At 60.2% G+C, this 23032-nt stretch carries 19 protein-coding genes; 9 read left to right on the top strand and 10 right to left on the bottom strand.

All coding sequences use genetic code 11. The features are described from left to right. The first annotated feature begins 23 nt into the window (after nt 1–23). The 4 genes from BN4575_RS17020 to BN4575_RS17035 all read left to right on the top strand — a co-directional run bounded on the left by BN4575_RS17020 (nt 24) and on the right by BN4575_RS17035 (nt 5242). Complete coding sequence (locus BN4575_RS17020) at nt 24–950, top strand: cation diffusion facilitator family transporter (RefSeq protein ID WP_068979095.1); 927 nt, start codon at nt 24–26, stop codon at nt 948–950. Nucleotides 951–1251: 301 nt separating this feature from the next. Beyond that, complete coding sequence (locus BN4575_RS17025) at nt 1252–2787, top strand: TerC family protein (RefSeq protein WP_068979096.1); 1536 nt, start codon at nt 1252–1254, stop codon at nt 2785–2787. A 201-nt stretch (nt 2788–2988) separates the two neighbouring features. Then, the gene (locus BN4575_RS17030; protein ID WP_068979097.1) at nt 2989–4110 is read left to right on the top strand and encodes an alkene reductase; all 1122 of its coding nucleotides are present in this window, start codon (nt 2989–2991) and stop codon (nt 4108–4110) included. 145 nt (nt 4111–4255) lie between these two features. After that, entirely contained in the window at nt 4256–5242 is a 987-nt protein-coding gene (locus tag BN4575_RS17035; RefSeq protein WP_068979098.1) for a zinc-binding dehydrogenase, read from the top strand. Between the two features lie 113 nt (nt 5243–5355). On the opposite strand, the gene BN4575_RS17040 is transcribed toward BN4575_RS17035, so the two are convergent. After that, nucleotides 5356–6420, bottom strand: a complete 1065-nt coding sequence (locus tag BN4575_RS17040; RefSeq protein ID WP_068979099.1) for an adenosine deaminase — start codon at nt 6418–6420, stop codon at nt 5356–5358. 197 nt (nt 6421–6617) lie between these two features. Between BN4575_RS17040 and BN4575_RS17045 the strand changes: the two genes are divergently transcribed. From BN4575_RS17045 to BN4575_RS17065, 5 genes are all read left to right on the top strand, one after another. Continuing rightward, nucleotides 6618–7367: an HAD-IIA family hydrolase gene (locus tag BN4575_RS17045; RefSeq protein WP_068979100.1), complete on the top strand. Its 750-nt coding sequence runs from the start codon at nt 6618–6620 to the stop codon at nt 7365–7367. 54 nt (nt 7368–7421) lie between these two features. Beyond that, the gene (locus BN4575_RS17050) at nt 7422–8996 is read left to right on the top strand and encodes a cation:proton antiporter family protein (protein ID WP_042022352.1); all 1575 of its coding nucleotides are present in this window, start codon (nt 7422–7424) and stop codon (nt 8994–8996) included. A 123-nt stretch (nt 8997–9119) separates the two neighbouring features. Then, nucleotides 9120–9488: a cupin domain-containing protein gene (locus BN4575_RS17055; protein WP_068979101.1), complete on the top strand. Its 369-nt coding sequence runs from the start codon at nt 9120–9122 to the stop codon at nt 9486–9488. A gap of 192 nt (nt 9489–9680) precedes the next feature. Beyond that, nucleotides 9681–11345 (top strand): asparagine synthase B, encoded by a 1665-nt coding sequence (gene asnB / locus BN4575_RS17060; RefSeq protein ID WP_068979102.1) that lies wholly within the window; start codon nt 9681–9683, stop codon nt 11343–11345. 239 nt (nt 11346–11584) lie between these two features. Then, nucleotides 11585–12109: an acyloxyacyl hydrolase gene (locus BN4575_RS17065; protein ID WP_042022345.1), complete on the top strand. Its 525-nt coding sequence runs from the start codon at nt 11585–11587 to the stop codon at nt 12107–12109. 90 nt (nt 12110–12199) lie between these two features. Here BN4575_RS17065 and dcuC read toward each other — a convergent pair whose 3' ends face one another. From dcuC to BN4575_RS17110, 9 genes are all read right to left on the bottom strand, one after another. Next, nucleotides 12200–13573, bottom strand: a complete 1374-nt coding sequence (gene dcuC / locus BN4575_RS17070) for a C4-dicarboxylate transporter DcuC (RefSeq protein WP_068979103.1) — start codon at nt 13571–13573, stop codon at nt 12200–12202. A 9-nt stretch (nt 13574–13582) separates the two neighbouring features. Further along, nucleotides 13583–14821, bottom strand: coding sequence for a peptidase T (pepT, locus tag BN4575_RS17075; RefSeq protein WP_068979104.1), 1239 nt, complete (start codon nt 14819–14821; stop codon nt 13583–13585). A gap of 481 nt (nt 14822–15302) precedes the next feature. Continuing rightward, on the bottom strand, nt 15303–16799 hold the full coding sequence (locus tag BN4575_RS17080; RefSeq protein ID WP_068979105.1) for a C69 family dipeptidase: 1497 nt from the start codon (nt 16797–16799) through the stop codon (nt 15303–15305). Between the two features lie 465 nt (nt 16800–17264). Further along, the gene (gene maiA, locus BN4575_RS17085; RefSeq protein ID WP_068979106.1) at nt 17265–17900 is read right to left on the bottom strand and encodes a maleylacetoacetate isomerase; all 636 of its coding nucleotides are present in this window, start codon (nt 17898–17900) and stop codon (nt 17265–17267) included. Nucleotides 17901–18039: 139 nt separating this feature from the next. Then, nucleotides 18040–19035 (bottom strand): fumarylacetoacetate hydrolase family protein, encoded by a 996-nt coding sequence (locus BN4575_RS17090; RefSeq protein ID WP_068979107.1) that lies wholly within the window; start codon nt 19033–19035, stop codon nt 18040–18042. Between the two features lie 10 nt (nt 19036–19045). After that, complete coding sequence (locus tag BN4575_RS17095; RefSeq protein WP_068979108.1) at nt 19046–20197, bottom strand: homogentisate 1,2-dioxygenase; 1152 nt, start codon at nt 20195–20197, stop codon at nt 19046–19048. Then, nucleotides 20190–21341, bottom strand: a complete 1152-nt coding sequence (gene hppD / locus BN4575_RS17100) for a 4-hydroxyphenylpyruvate dioxygenase (RefSeq protein ID WP_068979109.1) — start codon at nt 21339–21341, stop codon at nt 20190–20192. Before hppD ends, BN4575_RS17095 begins: the two co-directional genes overlap by 8 nt. A gap of 223 nt (nt 21342–21564) precedes the next feature. Beyond that, a complete protein-coding gene (locus BN4575_RS17105) occupies nt 21565–22245 on the bottom strand; it encodes an HAD family hydrolase (RefSeq protein WP_068979141.1) in 681 nt (226 codons plus the stop codon). Between the two features lie 26 nt (nt 22246–22271). Continuing rightward, nucleotides 22272–22931, bottom strand: coding sequence for a TIGR01621 family pseudouridine synthase (locus BN4575_RS17110; RefSeq protein ID WP_068979110.1), 660 nt, complete (start codon nt 22929–22931; stop codon nt 22272–22274). Nucleotides 22932–23032: the final 101 nt, after the last annotated feature.

Genomic DNA, 23032 nt, shown 5'->3' on the forward strand with positions numbered 1-23032 from the left:
CACCATTTGAATGGAGGACTTTTATGGCTCACTATCGCCATGTTATCAGTACGTTTATCACCACCGAAAAGCAGGCTCTGACCCTGTCGCTGTTCGGCAGCATAGGGTTTGCCATCTTCGGCATCGGCTATGGCCTGCTGGTGGGATCCCACGCGATTATGCTCGACGGTCTTTTTAGCCTGTTCAGTATGGGCATGACCGGCCTTGGCCTCATCACCGCCTACCTCGTTACCCGCCCCTCCGATGCCCGCTTCCAGTACGGCTACGCCCATTTCGAACCCATTGCCAATGTGATCAACGGGGTCATCATTTTACTGCTCTGTCTGGGGGCGCTTTATAGCGGCATCACCACCCTGCTGGCGGGCGGCCGTGACATTGACCTCGGCCACGCGCTGATCTGCGCCGCTATCTCCACCTTTTTATGCTCCCTGTTTTATCTGGTCGAAGCGCGCTTGGCGAAGCAGTTCAACTCCGAACTGGTGCGGGTCGATTCAGAGGAGTGGCTGGTTGATACCATCCTGAGTGCCACCCTGCTGGTGGGTTTTTTGGTCGCGATGGGGCTAGATACCATCGGCTATGGCCAATACAACCGTTACATCGACCCGGTGCTGGTTTCGCTACTGGCCCTCTGCGCCACTCTCATTCCCATCAAGGTGCTCGGTCGCAACCTGCGGGAAGTGTTGAAGATCGCCCCCAAGGGAGATGTGCCACGGCAAGTCGAGCTGGAGATCGAGGCGCTGCGCCAGCGCCACGGCATAGAGTGCTACAGCCATCTGGCCAAAAGCGGTCGCCGCTTCGATCTGGAATTGAACATTCTGGTGGCGCCGGGTCAGGAGTGGCCCGTCGAACGTCAGGATGCCCTGCGCCAGGAGCTCTGGTCTCGCCTTGGCGACACCCTGGGCGATGCCTGGCTGTCGGTCTGTTTCACCCGCGAAAAGCGCTGGTTGTAACGACCGCACGGGGGAGCGTGGCACCGCCGCCTCCCCCTGTCGCATCACAACCCCATCACGCCACGCTGACACTGCTCTTGCCAAATTGGCGCCAGCCGCTATCATCAGGGCTCATTTTTCACCCGAGGTTTTATTGCCCATCATGGACAATCCCCGAAGTTGCCCTTCGTCTCTCTCTGTCAAAGCCTATCTTTTTCTGCTTAATCAGCGCCTCTGAATAACACCTTTGCCTTGCTGTTACTGCGGCCATCGTGCGCCGTGATCACTGTTTGCTCTGTCTGTTTTTATTGAGGTCGTCACAATGGAATTGCTGCTGGATCCCCATATCTGGATCGGTCTGTTTACCCTGATCATTCTGGAAATCGTGCTCGGGATCGACAACCTGGTCTTTATCGCCATCCTGGTGAAAAAACTGCCCCCCGCCCAGCGGGACAAGGCACGCGTCATCGGCCTGTCGCTGGCCCTGCTGATGCGACTTGGGCTCTTGAGTATCATGTCATGGCTGGTCACCCTGACCACCCCGATTTTGCACCTGTGGGATCACCCCTTCTCCGGTCGAGACCTGATCCTGATGGGGGGCGGCCTGTTCCTGCTGTTCAAGGCTACCTCCGAGCTGCATGAACGGCTGGAAGCCAAACCCCAGGATGACGGCCCGGTCGGCGCCTACGCCAGCTTCGGCGTGGTGATCGCCCAAATTCTGGTGCTGGATGCGGTCTTCTCGCTCGACTCCATCATCACCGCCGTCGGCATGGTGGAACACCTTGGCGTCATGATGGCCGCCGTGACTATCGCCATGGTGGTGATGGTGCTCGCCTCCAAGCCGCTGACCCGTTTCGTCAACGCCCACCCCACCGTGGTGGTGCTCTGTCTGAGCTTCCTGCTGATGATCGGCTTCAGCCTGGTGGCGGAAGGATTCGGCTTCCATATTCCGAAAGGCTACCTCTACGCAGCCATCGGCTTCTCGGTGCTGATCGAGTTTTTCAACCAGCTGGCCCAGCGCAGCGCCATGCGTCACGAATCCAAACAGCCCCTGCGCGAGCGCACCACTGCCGCCATCTTTAAATTGATGGGCAGCAAGGCCTATCAGGATCAGCCGGATGACGATCTGGATGCCCCGGCCGTAGCGCCGGTGAGCTTTGGCGAGGAGGAGCGCTATATGGTGACCGGCGTACTGTCGCTGGCCGAGCGCTCCATTCGCACCATCATGACCCCGCGCTCGGAGATGGCCTGGATCGATATCAACGACTCCAGCGACGAGATCCGCGCCCTGTTGCAGCGCGAGCCCCACAGCCTGTTCCCTATCTGTGACGGGGATCTGGACGAGGTGATCGGAGTGGTCAAGGCGCGCGATCTGCTGTTTGCCTTGAATGAAGGGCAATCCTTGAGCGAACTGGCAAAGCAGAACGACCCCATTATCGTGCCGCAAACCATCAACGTGATCCGTCTGTTGGCGGAGCTGCGCAAAGCCAAGGGAAGCCTTATTCTGGTCTCCGACGAGTTTGGCGTGATCCAGGGGCTGGTCACCACCCACGATCTGCTGGAGGCCATCGTCGGCGAGTTGCCGGACGAGGACGAAACCCCGGATATCGTGCGCGATGGCGAAGGGTGGCTGATCAACGGCAGTACCAACATCCACCATGTGGAGCAGGTACTGGAGCACGAGGGTCTGGTAAGTGACAACGACGAGTATGTGACCCTGGCGGGCATGCTGCTTTCCCACTTTGGCATCCTGCCCAGCACGGGCCAGCAGTTGCGACTGCAGCAGCTCAGCTTCGAGGTCGTCGAGGTGAGCGAGCGGCGCATCGAGCGGGTGCGGGTGATCCCGCAGGCAGTGTAAGCTGCCCACCGTCATGACAAGAGGGCCACACGGCCCTCTTTTTTTGCCTCTGGATCCGGCACGAAATAGATAGCCGCCCCTATTTAACGGCCGGTTGGTCTGATTGCTGCATTTTTCGCAATTCAATTATGCAATTACCCCTCTTTTTCACAACAAGATGCAGGCATAGAGTGGCGTCACTCCCACCATGAGGAACTCAAGATGAGCCACGATCACCTGTTCTGCCCGCTGCGCCTCGGCCAGCTACACCTTGCCAACCGCATCGTCATGCCCCCCATGACCCGCTCCCGTGCCAGTCAGCCCGGTGACATGGCCAACGCCATGATGGCGAGCTACTACGCCCAGCGCGCCGACGCGGGCCTGATCATCAGCGAAGGCACCCAAATCGACCCCATGGGCAAGGGCTACGCCTGGACGCCGGGGATCTACAGCGCCGAGCAGATCGCCGGCTGGAAGGGGGTGACCGATGCCGTGCACGCCAAGGGCGGCACCATCTTCGCCCAGCTCTGGCACGTCGGCCGGGTCACCCACCCCGACAACATCGGCGGTGCCCAGCCTATCTCTTCGTCAGCCATTGCTGCCGTGGGGGTCAAGGTGTTCGTCGATAACGGCAGCAATGCGCCGGGTTTTGTCGAGACCGTCACCCCGCGCGCCATGACCCAGAGCGATATCGAGCAGGTGATCGGCCAGTTCCGCCAAGCGGCCCGCAACGCCATCAGCGCCGGTTTTGACGGCATTGAGCTGCACGCCGCCAACGGTTATCTCATCAACCAGTTCCTCGACTCCGAATCCAACGCCCGCACCGACAGTTACGGCGGTTCGCTGGAGAATCGGCTGCGCTTCCTCAAAGAGGTGACTGAGGCAGTCAGTGCCGAGATTGGTGCCGATCGGGTTGGGGTGCGTCTTGCGCCGCTCACCACCCTCAACGGCACCGTCGATGCCAACCCGCAGCAGACCTATCTGGCGGCTGCCCGCCTGCTGGGCCAGCTCAATGTCACCTACCTGCACATTGCCGAAGCGGACTGGGACGATGCCCCCCTGATGCCGGAGAACTTCAAGCAGGGTCTGCGGGATGCCTTCCCCAACACCCTGATCTATGCCGGTAAATATGATGGTGATCGCGCGCGCGCCGCCCTCGAAGCGGGCTGGGCCGACATGATTGGCTTTGGCCGCCCCTTCGTCGCCAACCCGGATCTGCCGAACCGGCTGCGCCACGGCTATCCGCTGGCCCCCCACGATCCGGCCACCCTGTTTGGCGGCGGCGGGAAGGGGCTGACCGACTACCCCGTCTATCAGGCCGATGACGCAACCACCAGCCGCTGATTGCCAATGGCCAGCAGGCCACTTAAGCAGGCCCCACAGGTTGGGGCCTGCTGTCTTGTTGCGCACTCGCAACAGTGATAGTTATGACTGTCTTACTGTTGCAATCATCTCGTTAAGCTCTCCCACTGTTTCGCAAGGAGTCCTCATGAATCACACCCAAGCCTGGTGCTGGCACGCCCCCGGTGAACCGACCCAGCTTACCCTCGCCGACCTGCCGCTCTCGCCGCTCGCCCCCGATGAGGTGCTGGTGGCTAACCGGGTCATCGCCTTCAACCCGGTGGACTGGAAGCTGATCGAATATGGTCATGGCAACTGGCAGGACGGTCAGGTGCCCGGCGTCGATGGCATGGGCACTATCGTGGAACTCGGTGCCAACGTCAGCCATCTGCGCCTCGGCGCCCGGGTCGCCTACCACACCGATCTGCGCCACCACGGCAGCTTTGCCCGCCACACCCGGGTACCGGCTCGCGCCCTGCTGCCGGTGCCCGATGCCCTGAGTGATGAGGCGGCCGCCGCCCTGCCCTGTCCCGGCCTCACCGCCTGGCAGGCGCTGGCCAAGCTGCCACGCCTGCACGGGGAAGCACTGCTCATCACCGGCGCAGGCAGCAGTGTTGGCCGCTTTGCGGTGCAACTGGCCCTCAAGCAGGGAGCGCGGCTATTTGCCAGCGCCAGCCCACGCCACCATCAGTGGCTCAAACAGATAGGCGTGCAGGGGGTGGCCGATTATCGGGATCCGGAGTGGCTGGCCATCTTGCAGGCAGCCAACGGTAACGAGCCGTTCGAGGGGATCATCGATCTGGTCTCCAGCCAGCAGGCAGAAAGCTTGTTGCCTGCCCTTGGCTACTACGGCCATATGGTGACTGTGCTCGGGCGCATCCCCCACAATCCGCAACCCGCCTTTGCCCACTGCCTCTCATTACACGAGATTGCGCTGGGCGCTCAACATGCCTTTGGCACCGACAAGCAATGGAGCCGACTGGTGGCTGCCGGTGTCGCCATGATGGCGCAGATGGCGAGCGGCGAGCTGACCCTGCCGCCGCTGGTGGTCGGCAATTTCGAGGAGCTGCCGACCCTGCTCGACCGCTTCAAGCGTGAAGGACAGGGCGAGAAGTTTCTGGTGCGAGTGGCGTAACGCTACCTTCCCCCGGCAGCAACACCTGCCATTGAAACGAGAGAGGCCCGCCAGTGATGGCGGGCCTCTCTTTATATCTACTGCATGTCATCTCGACTTCATTAGCACCTGACTCAGTGCAGGATCACTCCGTGGATCTCGGCATAACTGCGGATCTCCCGGGTCAGCCGCGCCTTGTCGGCCAGAGAGAGCCAGCTCGCCTCAACGGCATTGAGCGACAAGCGGCAGAGCTGACTCATGGTCGCACCGAGGCCATCGGCCAGCGCCACAAAGTTGGCCCCCATGTAGCCGCCGAAGTAGGCGGGATCGTCCGAGTTGATGGTGACGCAGAGCCCCTGCTCCAGCAACCGCAACACATTGTGCTTGGCCATATTGCCAAACACCTTGAGTCGGGTGTTGGAGAGGGGGCAGACGGTGAGGGGCAACCGGGTATCGGCCAGATAACGCAGCAATTCAGGATCATCAGCCGAGCGTACCCCGTGATCGATACGGCATACCTGCAGCTCGTTGATCGCCTGCCAGATGTAGTCGGCAGGCCCCTCTTCACCGGCGTGGGCCACCACCGGCAGCCCCAACTCGCGGCAGCGGGCAAAGACCCGGGCAAACTTGCTGGGCGGATTGCCCTGCTCCCCCGAATCGAGGCCAATGCCGTGAATACGGGCGAGAAACGGCTCCGCCTCTGCCAAGGTAGCAAAGGCCTCCTCCTCACTGAGGTGGCGCAAGAAGCTCATGATCAGCCGCCAGCTGATGCCAAACTCCTTCTCCCCGGTCTGCAGCGCCCGCTCGATGCCGCCGAGCACAGTGGCAAAAGAGACGCCGCGGGCGGTGTGGGTCTGCGGGTCGAAGAAGATCTCCACATGCACCACCTTGTCGGCGGCGCAGCGCTCAAGATAGGCCCAGGTGAGGTCGAAGAAGTCCTGCTCGGTCACCAGCACGCTGGCGCCGCGATAGTAGAGGTCGAGAAAGGATTGCAGGCAGTCAAAGTCATAGGCGGCGCGCACGCTCGCCACGTCGGGCCAGGGTAGTGGCACACCGTTGCGGTGGCCCAGCTCAAACATCAGTTCAGGTTCGAGGCTGCCCTCGATATGCAGGTGCAGCTCCAGTTTCGGCAGTCCGGCGATAAATTGCGCGGCGGTGAGGTGTTCGGTTGTGACTGGCTTGGGAATTGGGGTGTCCATAGCGACGGCTCCATCAGCAAAGTGATCCGGCGTCAGCCCCTCCACCAGACTGACCCGACGGCAGCTTTATTGTGCACCCAAGTGGCGAGACAGGGGAGACTTGTCATCAAACAGACTTATAATGGCGTCACAAAAATCATAAATGATTGAACATCTTAACGATTGGCGGCTCGCCTGCGCCCTGACAAGGAGTTTTCATGAAGAAGAACGTCATCTGCGATATCGACGGTGTCATCCTGCACAACAACGATCTCATCCCCGGTGCCGACCGTTTCGTCCACCGCCTGCTGGAGCAGGGTAGCAAGCTGCTGTTCCTCACCAACTACCCGGCCCAGACCCAGAAAGATCTGCAAAACCGCTTCCGCTCCGCCGGGATCGAAGTACCGGAGGAGAGCTTCTACACCTCCGCCATGGGCACCGCCGACTTCCTCAAGCGCCAGGATGGCAAGAAGGCCTATGTGATCGGTGAAGGGGCGCTGACCCACGAGCTCTACAAGGCCGGTTTCACCATCACCGACATCGACCCCGACTTCGTGGTGGTGGGCGAAACCCGCAACTACAACTGGACCATGATGCAGCTGGGCGCCAAGTTCGTCGATCAGGGGGCCCGCTTTATCGCCACCAACCCGGATACCCACGGCCCCATGATGCACCCGGCCTGCGGCGCCCTGTGCGCCCCCATCGAGCGGATGACCGGCAAGAAGCCGTTTTATGTCGGCAAACCGAGCGCCTGGATCATCCGTGCGGCACTGAACCGGATGGAGGCCCACTCCGACGACACCATCATCATCGGCGACAACCTGCGCACCGACATTCTGGCGGGCTTTCAGGCCGGTCTCGAGACGGTGCTGGTGCTCTCCGGGGTGAGCAAGGTGGCGGATATCGACCGCATGCCGTTCAGGCCGAACCATATTTTCGACTCCGTGGTCGACATCGATATCGTCTAATCGCAACCCAAGCGTTAAACAGGGCAGGTCTCTCCTGCCCTTGCAGGATCTGTTATGGAACCCATTCTGATCGCCGTGGCCTTTGGCTGCGGCATGCTGGTCAATCTGATTGGCCTGCCCCCTCTGCTCGGCTTTCTGGCCGCCGGTTTTATCCTCAACGGCATGGGATATGAAAATACCCCCGCCCTGAGCGAGGTGGCCGATCTCGGCGTCACCCTGCTGCTGTTCACCATCGGCCTCAAGCTCAATATCAAGACCCTGATGCGACGCGATGTGTGGGGCACCACCAGCCTGCACCTGCTGCTCTCCACCCTGCTGTTTACCGTGGTGCTGCTGGTCTGCAAGGGACTGGGGCTCCATCTCGCCCTGTCGCTGGACTGGAAGCTGGCGCTGCTGCTGGGCTTTGCCCTCTCCTTCTCCAGCACCGTCTTTGCGGTCAAGGTATTGGAAGATCGCAGCGACATGAACGCCCTCTACGCCCGCATCGCCATCGGGGTGCTGGTCATGCAAGACGTGTTCGCCGTGGCCTTTCTGGCGTTTTCCAGCGGCAAGTGGCCCAGCATCTGGGCGCTCTGGGTGCTGGGACTGCCGCTGCTGCGCCCGCTGCTGTTCAAACTGCTGGAGCGGGCTGGTCACGGTGAGTTGCAGGTACTGTTCGGGGTGTTTCTGGCGCTGGTCGTCGGGGCCGCCGGTTTTGAAGTGGTCGGGCTCAAGCCGGATCTCGGGGCGCTGATCGTCGGCATGCTGCTCGCCTCCCATCCGGCGGCAGCGGGATTGGCCAAGGCGCTGTTTAACCTCAAAGACCTCTTTCTGGTCTGCTTCTTTCTCACCATCGGTCTCAACGGCCTGCCGACCCACGACACCATGTTGCTGGCACTGGCGCTGGTGCTGGCCCTGCCGCTCAAAAGCGCCCTCTACTATCTGGTCTATAGCGGCGCCCACCTGCGGGTGCGTACTGCCCTGCTCTCTACCCTGGCGCTCAGCAACTTCTCGGAGTTTGGCCTGATCGTTGCCGCCATCGCTGCCAAGGCGGGCTGGATCTCCCACGAGTGGCTGGTGGCGGTCTCGCTGGCACTGGCGGCGAGCTTTATGATCTCGGCCCCGCTCAATGCCCAGAGCGAGCGCATTTACCACCGCATCGGCCACTGGCTGCGGGGATTGCAGGCGAGCAACCTCCATCCGGAAGACAGGCCCATCGAGCTTGGCGATGCGGAGGTGATCATCCTCGGCATGGGGCGGATTGGTCAGGGGGCCTACTTCGAGCTGGAGAACAAATACGGCAACGTCATCCTCGGGGTGGAAAACGACAGCGAGAAGCTGCCCACCCTGCGCGAACAGGGGATGAACGTCATCGAAGGGGATGCCACCGATACCGACTTCTGGGACAAGGTGCTGCTCTCCAATCAGGTCAATCTGGTGCTGCTGGCGATGCCCCACCACTCGGGTAATCTCTACGCCATCGAGAAGCTGCGCAGCCACGGATTCAGCGGCAAGATCGCCGCCATCGTCCGCTTCGAGGATGATATCGCCTCCCTGCAGGAGCAGGGGGTGGATGCGGTGTTCAACGTCTACAACGAAGCGGGCAGCGGCTTTGCCCGCCATGTGATCCGCCGCTTGCAGCCGCGCTGAGCACTGGCATCGGGGGCTTGGCAAGGAGATGTGCATCGTTTAAGTTATGCACAACCTCGTTTAATAAAACGAACGTGGGGCCGGGATGGCCCCGCTTTTATATCTCATTGCCAGGGAGGCACCATGAAGACCCTCAACGACTGGATCCTGCTCGACCGCCACGAGGCGGCCCCTACCCAGCTGATGCCCGCCCCCGAGCGCATCAGGGCGGGCAACCCGACGCAAAATATCTGGAATCACTACTCCGACCCCAGCCAGCAGTTTCATGTGGGCTTCTGGGCTTGCGAGCCGGGCCGCTGGGCCATCCACTACACCGAACACGAGTATTGCCAGCTGCTGGAAGGGGATGTGGTGATCCACGACCGTCAGGGCGGCCAGCTGGCCCTCAAACCGGGGGATCAATTCGTGATTCCCGCCGGCTTTGTCGGCGAGTGGGAGACCCTCACCCCCTGCCGCAAGGTTTATGTGATCTTCGAACCCGCCTCGGCTTGACGTTCACGTCACCCTGCCCCGTCGCAGCAGCCCTTATCCTGTTGATCTGCTTGACGCTTACGGCATGATTTTCTGCGGTTTTCCCGCTTGCAAAAGGTTTTTCCGCTAGGCATTGTGTCTGACGAGGAATGTAAATGGAATTTCGAGCCCGGACGTGGGGGGCTCATATAAAAATCAAGAGGATTACCGCCAATGTGTTCTATTTTCGGCATTCTGGACATCAAAACCGACCCGGCTCTATTGCGCAAATCGGCGCTGGAGATGTCCAAGCGACTGCGTCACCGCGGGCCTGACTGGTCCGGCGTCTACAGCTCCGACAAAGCCATTCTGGTGCACGAGCGCCTGGCCATCGTCGATCCGGGCAATGGCGCCCAGCCGCTCTACAACCCCGAGCGCACTCACGTATTGGCCGTCAACGGCGAGATCTACAACCACAAAGAGCTGGAGAAGAACCTCAAGGTCGACTTCCAGTTTCAGACCAAATCCGACTGTGAAGTGCTGCTGGCCCTCTACAAGGAGAAGGGCCCGGCGTTTCTAGACGATCTCAACGGTATCTTCGCCTTTATCCTCTATGACGCCGAGCAGGATGCCTACCTGATTGGTCGTGACCATATGGGGATCATCCCCCTCTATACCGGTCGCGACGAACACGGCAACTTCTATGTCGCCTCCGAGATGAAGGCGCTGGTGCCGGTCTGCAAGAGCGTCGAAACCTTCCCGCCGGGACACTACCTGTGGAGCAAGGATGGCGAGCTCAAACAGTGGTACCAGCGTGACTGGATGGAGTACGGCGCAGTCGAGCACAACGTCAGTGACAAGGCCGAACTGAAAGCGGCGCTGGAAGCGGCAGTCAGACGCCAGCTGATGTGCGACGTCCCTTATGGCGTGCTGCTCTCCGGTGGGCTGGATTCGTCGGTGATCTCCGCCATCACCAAGATCTACGCCGCCCGTCGGGTGGAAGACGATGGCAACAGCGAAGCCTGGTGGCCGCAGCTGCACTCCTTCGCCGTTGGCCTCGAAGGCTCGCCGGATCTCGCCGCTGCCCGCAAGGTGGCCGACCATCTGGGCACCATCCACCACCAGATCCACTTCACCGTGCAAGAGGGTCTGGATGCCCTGCGCGACGTCATCTATCACCTCGAGACCTATGACGTCACCACTATCCGCGCCTCCACCCCGATGTATCTGATGGCCCGTTACATCAAGGCGATGGGGATCAAGATGGTGCTCTCCGGCGAAGGCTCTGACGAGCTGTTCGGTGGCTACCTCTACTTCCACAAGGCCCCCAACGCTAAAGAGTTCCACGAAGAGAACGTGCGCAAGCTCGCCTCTTTGCACCTCTATGACTGCCTGCGTGCCAACAAGTCGATGGCCGCTTGGGGCGTGGAAGGTCGTGTGCCCTTCCTCGACAAGGAGTTCATGGACGTGGCGATGCGCCTGCAACCCGCCGACAAGATGTGTGGCAAGGGCAAGATCGAGAAGCACATACTGCGCGAAGCGTTCGAGGAGCTGTTGCCCCACGAAGTGGCGTGGCGCCAGAAGGAGCAGTTCTCCGACGGCGTAGGTTATTCGTGGATCGACAGCCTGAAGGCGATGGTCGAGACCGAAGTGACGGATCAGATGTTCGAGGCGGCCGCATTCCGCTTCCCCATCAACACCCCGCTCACTAAAGAGGCCTATTTTTATCGCGCCATCTTCGACGAGCACTTCCCGCTGGAAGCCGCCGCCCGCACCGTGCCCTATGGCAAGTCGGTCGCCTGCTCCACCCCCACCGCGCTGGAGTGGGATGCCAAGTTCAAGGAGATGGCTGACCCGTCCGGCCGCGCCGTGATGGACGTTCACCAGCAAGGCTACTAAGCCCGAACGGGGCAACCCGAGCGGATAACGCCAGATAGCAAAAAGCCCTTCACCATGGTGAAGGGCTTTTTCATATCCCCGCCCGCCAAACCACATCAGACCACGCAGATAGTTGATTTTTCATAAATATTTAATTTTTTTACCTGATGACCATTCATTGACAGGGTGTGCTTCGATTGACTATGCCTGAAGGGTGATCAACAGGATCACCACGATGACAACAAGGATCGGGAGGGGGCATGGACGCTAACACTCTTTCAAGGATTGGCCTGCTGGCAGCATTGCTTACCAGCCCGGCTGTGATGGCCAACGACAATATAGTGGTGCTGCAGCTTGGCAACGCCTTCAGCAATGAAAAGCTCGATATTAAAATCGCCGACGCCAAGTTCCACCATATGTTTTGGCGTTGGGGGGACTCAGGCTGCCAATTTGGGCTGGGGGTACGTGGCGGTACCCTCAAGGTAGAAGATGAAGAGACCGCCAGACTGGGAGGTGGAGCCCGTATTGAATGCCAATGGGGTAACTGGGTGACCTGGCTCCCCGGCGAAATGGTCTGGCTCGATCAGCATCAATTTGGCACTCGCGGCCACGGCTACAAGGATTACGGCGGCCCCTTCCAGTTCACACTGGGTATCGGCCTCGGTTACGCCATCACCAAAAATTGGCTGGTCGGCTATCAGTATGAGCACATGTCCAACGCCTATATGTATGACAAGAACCCGGGGCTCGACAGCCATACCCTCCATATCGAGTACCGTTTTTAGCCAAGCAGGCTCAACCGTTATCGAAACCGTTAGACAAAAAAAAGCCTTCACTTTCGTGAAGGCTTTTCGTCATGTGCACACTATCAATCGTTACAGATAGAAGATCCCCACGATCAGGGTATGGAAGACAAAGCCCGCCATCAGCGGCACAGAGGTACGCTTGATCACCGCAAACGGCGTCAGCTTGGCACCGCTGGCGACGGCGATAATCACCCCGGAAACTGGCGACATGGCGCGCCCCATGTGGGAGGCCTGCTGCATCGGCAGGATCATGGCGGCTGTGTTGACCCCCATGCTGGCCGCAATCTGCGGGATCAGCTCGACAAAGGCGAGGAAGGGCGCATTGCCGGAGCCCATGATGATGGCGGCCGCCAGGGTCACCAGCGCGAAGACGATGGCCATGGCAAATGCAGGCAGCCCCACATGCTCGGCGCCGACAATCATGATATCGATTACCCCCAACACCTTGATGCCGTGGGCAAAGATCCCCGCCGCCACCAGCAACCCCACCACGTTGCTGAACGCTGACCCCATGCCATTGAGGAAGTGGCTGAAACCACCGCACACCTGCTTCATGTCACGGGTTCTGGCTGCCTCCACCACCATGCTGATAAACATCGAGATCATGACGATGGTGATGACGTTGAGCTTAATGTGATCCACAAACAGGGAGGAGAACCCCACCGCCATGATGATGGGCAGCATCGGCAAGATGGCATAAAAGCCCGGTACACCGCCCTCTTTCGCCGACTCGTCCACCGCTGCGGCACCCTGATGCTGGTGCCCATCGAGCCGATCGCAGCGACGCTGCCAGAATACGTGCATCAAGCCCACCACCAGCACGGTCGCCAGCGCAGCGGGGCCCTGATAGGTGTAGACATACTCGATCACGTTATGGCCCATGCCCACTGCCTCGGTCGCCCGAATGGCATCGATGGCGGTCGGGGTATAGGCCACCCCGAGGGAGGTGGCAATCACCCCGGCCGACGAAGCGGCAGAGAGCCCCAGCCCCACCATGATGGGGAAGAGGGTCGCCATCAACAGCACCGCCAGACCGGTCGCCGAGGGGATCGCCAGTTGCAGCGCGCTGGCCAGCAGATAGGAGAAGAAGAGCAACACATAGGGAGAACGCAACCGGCGCAGGGGATGGATGGCAATCCGCACCACCGCATCATTGGCACCGATATGATCCATGTAGTGGGCAAAGCCCATCAGCGCCATGATCATCAGGCCCAGATCCGCTGCCCGCGAGCTGAAGAGATCCCGCATCACCTCGAAGGGATCGAACAGGGCAAGCCCGGTGCTCTCGACCCCTTTGGGCAATACGCTCCCCCACCCTGCCAGCTGGCTTGCTACCATCAGCACCAGACCGGCGGCAAACAGCACCGGCTCAGCCCGATAGCCCTTCAGGATCAATCTGGCCACCAGAACGATGACCAGCACTGCAATAACTACCTGAAACATGACGACTCCTTAGCGGCTAAAACGGGCGTGGGTGAGCTTGATAACTTCGATCACCACGGCACTGGCCGCTTCCAGAGATTTGACCGGCAGGTACTCGTAGATGGAGTGGAAGTTGTGGGCACCGGTGAAGAGGTTCGGGCAGGGCAACCCTTTCTGGGAGAGCACGGCGCCGTCATAACCGCCGCGCATCGGGATGGGCTTGGGAGTGATCCCCAGCGTCTCGTAGGCGGCCAGCGCCAGCTCGATGGGATAGCGGTTCTCCCCCTGCAGGCTGTTGAATACATTGCTGTAGCGATCGCTCAAACTGTAACTCACGCTCTGCTCACCCCACAGGGCCTGACAGCTCTTGCCGAGGGTGTCGAGCAGGGTCATGCGCTGCTGATACCCCTGCTCGGTGAAGTCGCGCACATCCAGCTTGAGCACTGTGTTGGCGCTGTTGCCCTGCATCTGCTTGACCCAGTAGTAGCCCTCACGCCCTTCGGTATATTCCGGCGCTTCGCCCCCTGGCAGCATGGCGATGAACTTGTGGGCCATCAGCAGGGAGTTCTTCAGCTTGCCCTTGGCCGACATGGGGTGCGCCGAGGCGCCGTGAAAGACAAACTCCGCATCCCCCGCATTCCAGTTCTCATAGACCAGCTCGCCAATGCCGCAGCAGTCGAGGGTGTAGGCAAAGTCGGCGCCAAAGCGGTCGGTATCAAACGCCTTGGCTCCCCGCAGCCCCTGCTCCTCATCAGGCACCAGACCAATTTTGATGGTGCCATGGGGGATCTCAGGGTGCGCCTGCAGGTAGGCCACGGCATTGACGATGGCGGCGATGGCTGCCTTGTCATCGGCCCCCAGCAGACTGGTGCCATCGGTCACGATGATCTGATCACCGGCGTAATTGGCAAGCTCCGGGAACTCGCTCTGGCGCAGGGTAATCTGCTGCTCGGCATTGAGGCAGATATCCCCCCCTTCATAGCTCACCACCTGGGCATGGGTATCAGCGGTGTGTTCGGCACTGGTATCGAGATGGGCAAAAAACGCCACGGTGGGCAGAGCCCCCGCCACATTGGCGGGCAGGGTGGCGGTCAGGATGGCGTTATCCGCCACCTCCACGGTCAGCCCCAGGGCGATCAGCTCCTGCGCTACCTTGTCAGCCAGCACCCGCTGGCCCGGGGAGGAGGGCATTACCCCGGCGGCGCCCGCTTCACGGTTGGTGGTGGTATTGATGGCGGTGTATCCCAAAAATCTGTCGACAATATGCATTGCGGTAGTCCTGTGAGTCGTGACGGATATGATGCAGTGACGAGATCCGGCGGCGCGGTCACCTTATTCAGAAAGCCGCCGCCTTTTTCTGCAAACAGCCGTCTGATGAAGCGATAACGCCTTGGATTAACGAGAAAAAATGAGATGGATAGAGAGAGCCCATCACAGTCGAATCAATGGGTAGTGATAAATAACACAGAAAAGCTGCATAAAAGCCATCCGATAACCAAAAATGGGTAGCTGATCACATGCCTGATATGCTGAAAGGCGAAATAAAAACCTGAATGAAAGTCTCTGCTTTCGTATTGGGTAGCGAAATCCACTGCCCAGCCAGACACATTGGCGGGATGTCATAGAGGAAAAATGCCGGAGCACAGGCTCCGGCATCGATAGTGGGAAAGTGATCAGAGGAACCGCTCAGCCTGGCGACCGCTCAGGCTGAGCGTCGGGGCCCCTCTTTGGCATGATGAGTGCGTCGCGGTTAATCCTTTTTCGCCTTGTTGGCGAAGAAGATATCGGCCTGAATATCCTGGGTGCGCACCGTGAAGATCTGGTTGGTCAGATCGTCGGTCAGCGTTTCGGCCTCCTGCATCACCCGCAGATTGAAGTCGTTAAGCATGCTGTTGGCGGCGGCCTTGTCGGTTTTGACCGTTTTCAGATAGTTGGCTTCCATCTCTTTCTGCTCTTTGGCGATCTTCGCCTCCCAGCTCTGGTACGCCTGCTTCACCATGGGTGCCAATTTGGGGTAATCGGTCATCACCAGAGTCTGCAGCTTGCGATATTTCCAGTAGATGGAGTCGCTATCGGCCTTGTCGCTGCCCATGGCATAGTGTGCCGGATAGGCTTCCAGACCGCTGTAGTAGGGAACGAACGCGGTCAAATCCGCCATGCCGAGGCCCACATAGGTCACCTCCCCCACTTCGCGCGGCATCCAGGGGCGCACCTGCATCACATGGGACTCGTAGGTGCGGAACACACTGACGGGGCGCCACGACTCCTGACCGTTCAACCCCTTGCTGTAGGGATCGTGTTCGGTGCCGTCATAGTGATTGCGCAGCACCGCCTTGACCTCCTCCAGCGTCATCTTCTTCTCGGGGCTCAAGGTGACCGGAAACTGGCGACCGGCATCCACCGCCTGCTTGAGCGAGGGGTTGAACATCTGCTGGATGGTCCAGACTCGCGGATCGTTATAGCTGCGATCCCGCTCATCATCGCGGGTATAGGCTTTCGAGAAGTTGAATGCCCCCTCCTTTTGCGGATGGTAGAGCCCCTTCTCGGTGGCAAACTCGATCAGATTTTTCGACCCCATCATGTCGGCACTGGCCGGATCGTACTGCTGCAGGCGGCCCTGATTGCCGGTGGCAAAATAGTGATTTTTCGGCAGACGCTGCGCCATCCAGTGATGGCCGGTGGCGGTTTCCAGATACCAGAGCTCGTTATCATCCACCACGGCGACGCCAAATCCCTCCCCCGCGCCGATTGTCTCGATGATGTTGCCCAGCAGGGCGACCGCCTCGCGGGCGGACGTGGCGCGCGACAGCAGCACATCGGGAATGTCGTCTTCGGTGATCCCCTTGTCCTCCACATAAGGGTCAACAGCGAGCGCTTCGGGTGAAGCGAAAATCGACTCGGTGCCGCTCACCCCTACCCCCTTATCATTGAACCCGGTGGCGCCGTGCAGCTGGGTCTTCCAGTTCGGCACCGTGGTATAGCGCAGGGAGTTTTTCGGCAAGGGGTAACTGAAATCATTGGCGCCATTATGGGCTTTGGAGCTGTGAACACCGCTCTGCCCCTGTTTGGCCGGATGGATCACAAAATGCTGGGCTTTCAGGGCATCGCTGTCGGCGCTGCGGGCCACCATCATGGAGCCATCGGCGCTAGCCTCGCTGCCAACCAGCAAGGTGGTGCAGGCGAACGCCGACGAGAAGAGGGCAAGATTGATGGAGAGTGCGACGACGCACTTTTTGAAGGAATGCATGATATCTCCTTGTTGCACAGAGTGTGTTGCAAATGAACGATGGCTCGCCAGTCAACCAGCTCCTGCAGCAAGGGATCACCGCAGTGACACGGGCCAGGCAGCGCAGGCCATCAAACCGTAAACATGAAAAAGAGAGGTGCGGACAGATCGTGGGCAGTCGACAGAGACTTCGGAACCCCTGATATGCGACCTGTTCGCATCGCCCCTTTCGCCTGTTCCGCAGGCGTGGCGATACTAGGCCCAATCAACTGACATATTTGTGATTAATAACTCAAAACACCGAACGGACAGCCAAAACCAACGCAAAATATTGATAAGTGTGACAAGCGCAGGATTCCTGGCGACATTCGAGCGTCAACAAAAAAGGAGCAAGGCGCATAGATAGGGGGAAATGAAGAGATGAGGCGGGATGGCATGCGGGATGGCGTGCTGACGCCATCCCGCGATGTTCATTAAGTCAGATTGTCACTGCGCGTCCGGCTGACTGGCAGGGGCCGCCTTGATAAAGGCCTGCAACTGCTCGCAGTTGGCGACAATACGGCGGATGGTGGGGTAATCATCCAGGGTCATTTCGTAGCGGCGGGCGTTGTAGACCTGGGGCACCAGCATGCAGTCGGCCAGGGTCACTTCGTTGCCAACGCAGTAGACCCCAGCGGTGGTCATCAACAACTGTTCGAGCGCGGTGAAGGTCTCGTCAATCCAGTGGCGATACCAGTCCGCTTCCTGTGCTTTGTTAGCCCTGACGTACTCTTCCAGATAGTTGAGCACCCGCAGATTGTTGAGGGGGTGAATGTCGCAGGCGATCATGTTGACGATCTGGCGCACCCTGGCACGCGCCTCGGGGGCAGAGGGCATCAGGGAGTAGGCGGGATAGGTCTCGTCGAGGTACTCCATGATGGCGACAGACTGGCCCAGCTGCACATCGCCATCTACCAGAAACGGCACCAGCCCCTGGGGGTTGATCCGGCGATAGGCCTTCTCGCGCTGCTCCCCCTGCCGCAAATTGATTGGATGCTGCTCATAAGTGAGCCCCTTGAGCTGCAACACGATCCGCACCCGAAAACTTGCCGACGAACGCCAATAGCCAAACAACTGCAACATAATCTGTCCCTGCTTTTTATCTGGGCCCGAAGCCCGGCAGGTGCTCGCCACCTGCCTCCTTGTGTATCCGGCACAGGTTGAGGGCTCGTCGTGATCCGAACATATCCGGAATAGGGTTGCCGCCAACCGGCGCTGGCCATCATCCTCCCTGACCGCTCGCTGGCACCACCTGTTGAGAGATGGTGCCAAACAGGTTTTGGCCAGAGCGATCTTCCATCGCGATCGACACTCTATCACCAAACTGCAAATAGGGGGTTGTAGCTTGATCACAATCAAGAATTTCCAGCATGCGACGCTCGGCGATGCAGGATGAACCGGCGCTGCGATCGTAGTTGGAGACGGTGCCCGAGCCGATGATGCAGCCAGCGCCAAGGGGACGGGTCTTGGCGGCGTGAGCAATCAGTTCGAAGAAGCTGAAGGTCATATCCACCCCGGCATCAGGTGCGCCAAACAGAGCGCCATTCAGATGGGTGCGCAGGGGCAGCATAACCTTGCCATCGCGCCAGTCATCGTCCAGCTCGTCCGGGGTGATCGCCACCGGCGAGAAGGCGCTCGACGGCTTGGACTGGAAGAAGCCAAACCCCTTGGCCAGCTCGCCAGGAATGAGGTTGCGCAGGCTCACATCGTTGACCAGCATCAGCAGCTTGACGTGACTGGCGGCCCCCTGGGCGCTCACCCCCATCGGCACGTCGTCGGTGATGATGGCCACCTCCGACTCGAAATCGATCCCCCACTCCTCCGAGCCCATGACAATCGGCCCACGGGGGGCGAGAAAACTGTCGGAGCCCCCCTGATACATCAGCGGGTCGTGCCAGAAGCTCTCGGGCATCTCGGCGCCGCGCGCCTTGCGCACCAGCTCCACATGATTGACGTAGGCGCTGCCATCGGCCCACTGATAGGCGCGCGGCAGCGGAGAGAGGCAAGACGCTTCGTCAAAGGGGAACGCCTCACCAACGTGGCCCTCGTTAAGCTGCTGATAGACTTCCTCAAGCCTGGGGGCGACCTCGGCCCACTCATCGAGGGCGGCCTGCAGGGTCGGGGCAATCTCGCTCACCCGCACTGCCCGGGTCAGATCCCGGCTCACCACCACCAAAGCGCCATCGCGCTTGCCATTGTTCAATGTTGCCAATTTCATAAGCGATTCCTTATTTGCCGGCAGCCGCGTCCGGGCGCTGCCAGCTGGAGACATACCGGGTGTTCTCGATCCCTTCGCACAGGCTGCCGACGTTCAGCGCATCGCGGGTATCGAGCATTACCGCCACCTCGTCGGTGAACTTCTTGGCATAGGCCTGCCCCGCCGCAAACGCCTTGGGATGGGGGCCGTGGGTGAAACCGGCAGGGTGGAAGGTGACCATGCCCCGCTCGATATTGTCCCGGCTGAAGAAGTCCCCGGCGTGGTAAAAGAGCACTTCGTCGTAATCATCATTGCTGTGGTAGAAGGGCACCTTGAGGGCGCCGGGATCGCTCTCGATGGGGCGCGGCACAAAGGTGCAGATGACGAAGCGGCTCGCCACAAAGGTAGAGTGGGCCGACGGCGGCAGATGGTAGCGGTGGCTCATCAGCGGGCGGATATCCCGCCAGTTAAGGCGCACCACGCACAAGTCCCCGTGCCATCCTTGCGCATCAAGCGGATTAAAAGGCCAGGTGATGACCGACACCTGATCGTGGCGTTTCACCTGCAGCGACAAGGGGTTCTCATCCTGCTGGGCCAAAAAGCGCTCGTTGATAGCGGGCACATCGAGCGCCGCCGGGTCGAAGATGGCATGATTGCCCACCAGCCCCTTGTCCGGCAGCTGATAGCTGTCGTTGGTCGCCTCGATCATCAGGATGAACATGGGCGCGCTGGGTTCGATGCGCCACATGGTGCCGCGGGGGATCACCACATAGTCGCCATCCCGCAGGCTCAGGTGGCCGTAGTCGCAGAAGAACTCGCCGCCCCCCTCGTGGATAAACAGCAGCTCGTCGCCGTCGGCGTTGCGCACCAGAAACGGCATGGGTTCGGATAGCCGCCAGAACCGGTAGCGGCAGTGGGGGTTGCTGAGAATGTCGGGGGCCACCCAAGGAGAAAGTGAACTCACCTCCTCCTGCAGGGCATTGAGGTCAAACAGCCGTGGCCGCAGCGGCCCTTCCCAACTGCTCCAGTCGGTGGGGGCATGCTTGTGGTGCATATGAGTGGCGGGGCCGAAAAAGCCGCTGCGCCCCAGTTCGCGCTCATAGATGGCCTGCTCGGGCAGATCAGCATGAGCCTGACGGGAGTGGGTCCCCTCCCGATGGGGAAAGCTTATCCAGTTACGCATCGCTCGATCCCTCTTTGCGTGCACTCTTGTCATCCTCGCCGCCATCCAGCACGCCACGGCGGATCTGGTCCAGCTCGATCGATTCAAACAGCGCCTTGAAATTGCCCTCGCCAAACCCTTCGTTGCCCTTGCGCTGGATGATCTCGAAGAACACCGGGCCTATCACGGTGTCGGTGAAGATCTGCAGCAGGATGCCATCCTTGGTGGGGGAGCCATCGATGAGGATGCGCAGATCTTTGAGGGCTGCCAGATCCTCCTGATGCCCCTCGACCCGGCTGTTCACATGCTCATAGTAGGTGTCCGGCGTCGGCATAAAGCCGGTACCGCGGCTGCGCAGGGTGCGGATGGTCTGGTAGATATCGCTGGAAGCCATGGCAATGTGCTGGATCCCCTCCCCCTTGTACTGGCGCAGGTATTCCTCGATCTGTGACTTGTCATCCGCCGACTCGTTGATGGGGATGCGGATCTTGCCACAGGGGGCGGTCATGGCACGGGAGTGCAGCCCGGTCAGCTTGCCTTCGATATCGAAGTAGCGAATTTCACGGAAGTTGCCGATCCGCTCATAGAAGTTGGACCAGACATCCATATTGCCGCGATGGACGTTGTGGGTCAGGTGATCGATCTCGATAAGACCGGCATCCACCTCGGCCATCCGGACCTGCCAGTCGGGATAAAAAACAAAATCCACGTCATAGATGGAGCCCTTGTCGCCGTAGCGGTCGACAAAGGAGAGAGTGCTCTCGCCGATACCATAGATGGCAGGAATATTGAGCTCCATCGGGCCAATCTTGCCGACAAAGGGCTTGGCCCCTTTGGCGATGGCGTACTGCTGAGCTTTGCCCGCATCGCTCACCCGAAATGCCATGCCGCAAACGCTCGGCCCGTGCAGGCTGGCAAACTGCTCCGCCTGGGAGTGGGGCTCGGCATTGACCACGAAGTTGATATCCCCCTGCCGGTAGAGCCAGCACTGCTTGTGCTTGTGCTGCGCGACCTCGGCAAACCCGAGCGAGACAAACAGGCTCTTGAGGGCGGCAATTCCTTTGGCATCGGGGGCCGTGTACTCGACAAACTCGAAGCCGTCTGTCCCTAACGGATTGAGGCCTAGTGGATTGATGGTATGGGTGGCGGAAGAGGTGGCATTCATCGGGCGCTCCTTGCTCTAAGCAGGTTAAAACGAATTGCCGGGCGACTTGGCGCAGCAAGTGTTAACAACTTGTTTCATTAGAAGCAGGGCGTAGCAGGAAGAGAAGAGGCAGGCTGCAGATAGTTTTTCGCAGCTGGCAGCAAAGGATGTAAATGAATTGTGACATTTAAGCCACAGCCTTGCGGATCAACCTATGACGACCCGCTGGGCTGTCAGCTTTGCCTTACAGCTGCCAATTCTTGACCATCAGCTGGGGCAAGCGGGCCCGGGCTTTTTGCAGTCGCGTGAGCGTCGGATTGATCAACCACGCCTCTTTCCCCAACCCCAGCAGCGGCAGATCATGCAGGCTGTCGCTCAGGGCCAGCTCGGTATCGAGGGCGCAGATCTCCGGCAGCAGCTTGTGCTGACCGTGGCAATAGAAGCGCGGCATCAGGCCGCCAAAACGGTAGTGCATCCGCGAGCCAATGATCCGGTGGGGCAGCTGGCCGGGCAGTTGCTGATAAAGCTGTGCTCGCACCAGCGCGCAGGGGCTGGCAGAGATCACCCAGCAGCGCGCGCCCTCGCTTTGCAGCAGATCGCGAGCCTGACGAAACAGCCCTGGCCTGGTGCGGCAATAGGCACGCACCAGCTTGCGCCACCCCAAGGGAGAGAGCCCGAGGGTGATGGCCCACCAGATAAGGGAGATACCGCGCCGCCGCTGGCTGGGAACAAGATAGACCAACCCACCCAGCGCAATCACCGGCAACAACAGCAGCGGCCAGATCCGGCGGCGCAGGATATAGCGCAGCAGACCGGCATGGCTGTCGCCGGGAGCCAGGGTGTCGTCAAAGTCGGCCAGGATCCAGCGCGGCGCACGTCCATCAGACACACCGGATGCATCACGCTCTTTCGCTGAATGGGTCATGGCGTCAGGCGCTGGGCGCATAAGCATCAGGGCGCAAGGGTCGCGATGGCTGCCGTGAGCTCGGGGGTGACAAATTCGCTCCCCACATCGGGCGGGCAGACAAAATCGAACGGCTCACCCGCCAGGGTGAAGCAGAGGCGCCAGGCGTGCAGATAGCCGCGCTCGGCTGGCGTGCCGCCATAGCGTTCATCCCCGAGAATGGGGGCGCCGATGCTTTTGAGGGCAACCCGGATCTGGTGGGTCTTGCCGGTCTGCGGCTTGATGCGATAGAGCCGCAGCCCCTCGCGCACCGACACCGAATCAAACCAGCTGATGGCGGGGTTTTCCAGCGTACGCGCCAGCATCCAGCTGCCACCGCGCCCCTTTTGCATGTCCCCTTTCACCCAGCCCTGCTTCTTCTTCGGTTTGCGATCGGAGAGCGCCAGATACTGCTTGCTCACCTCGCGGGCCGCAAAGGCCATGCTCAGCTCGCGGTTCGCCTCCGTGGTGCGGGCCAGCAGCACCAGCCCGGAGGTCATCTTGTCGAGACGGTGCACCGGATAGAGAGTCAGCCCGGTATCTGCCTTCACGCGATTGACCAGCCCCGGATTGACCGCTTCACCGTCCGCCTTCTCGTCATGCATGCCGATGCCGGGCTGCTTGTCGATAACCAGAAAAGCAGGATGCTCAAACAATATCCGGTACATAAAACCTCGGGAACTGGGAGATAAGGCACGCAGCCAACGGCTGGCTGCGCTCGAGAGTGCTGCATTCTCCCTGCTCGACCACCATTTGGCAAACCAGGTGG

The sequence above is a fragment of the Aeromonas sp. EERV15 genome (assembly GCF_900079845.1).
GTDB lineage: Bacteria > Pseudomonadota > Gammaproteobacteria > Enterobacterales > Aeromonadaceae > Aeromonas > Aeromonas sobria.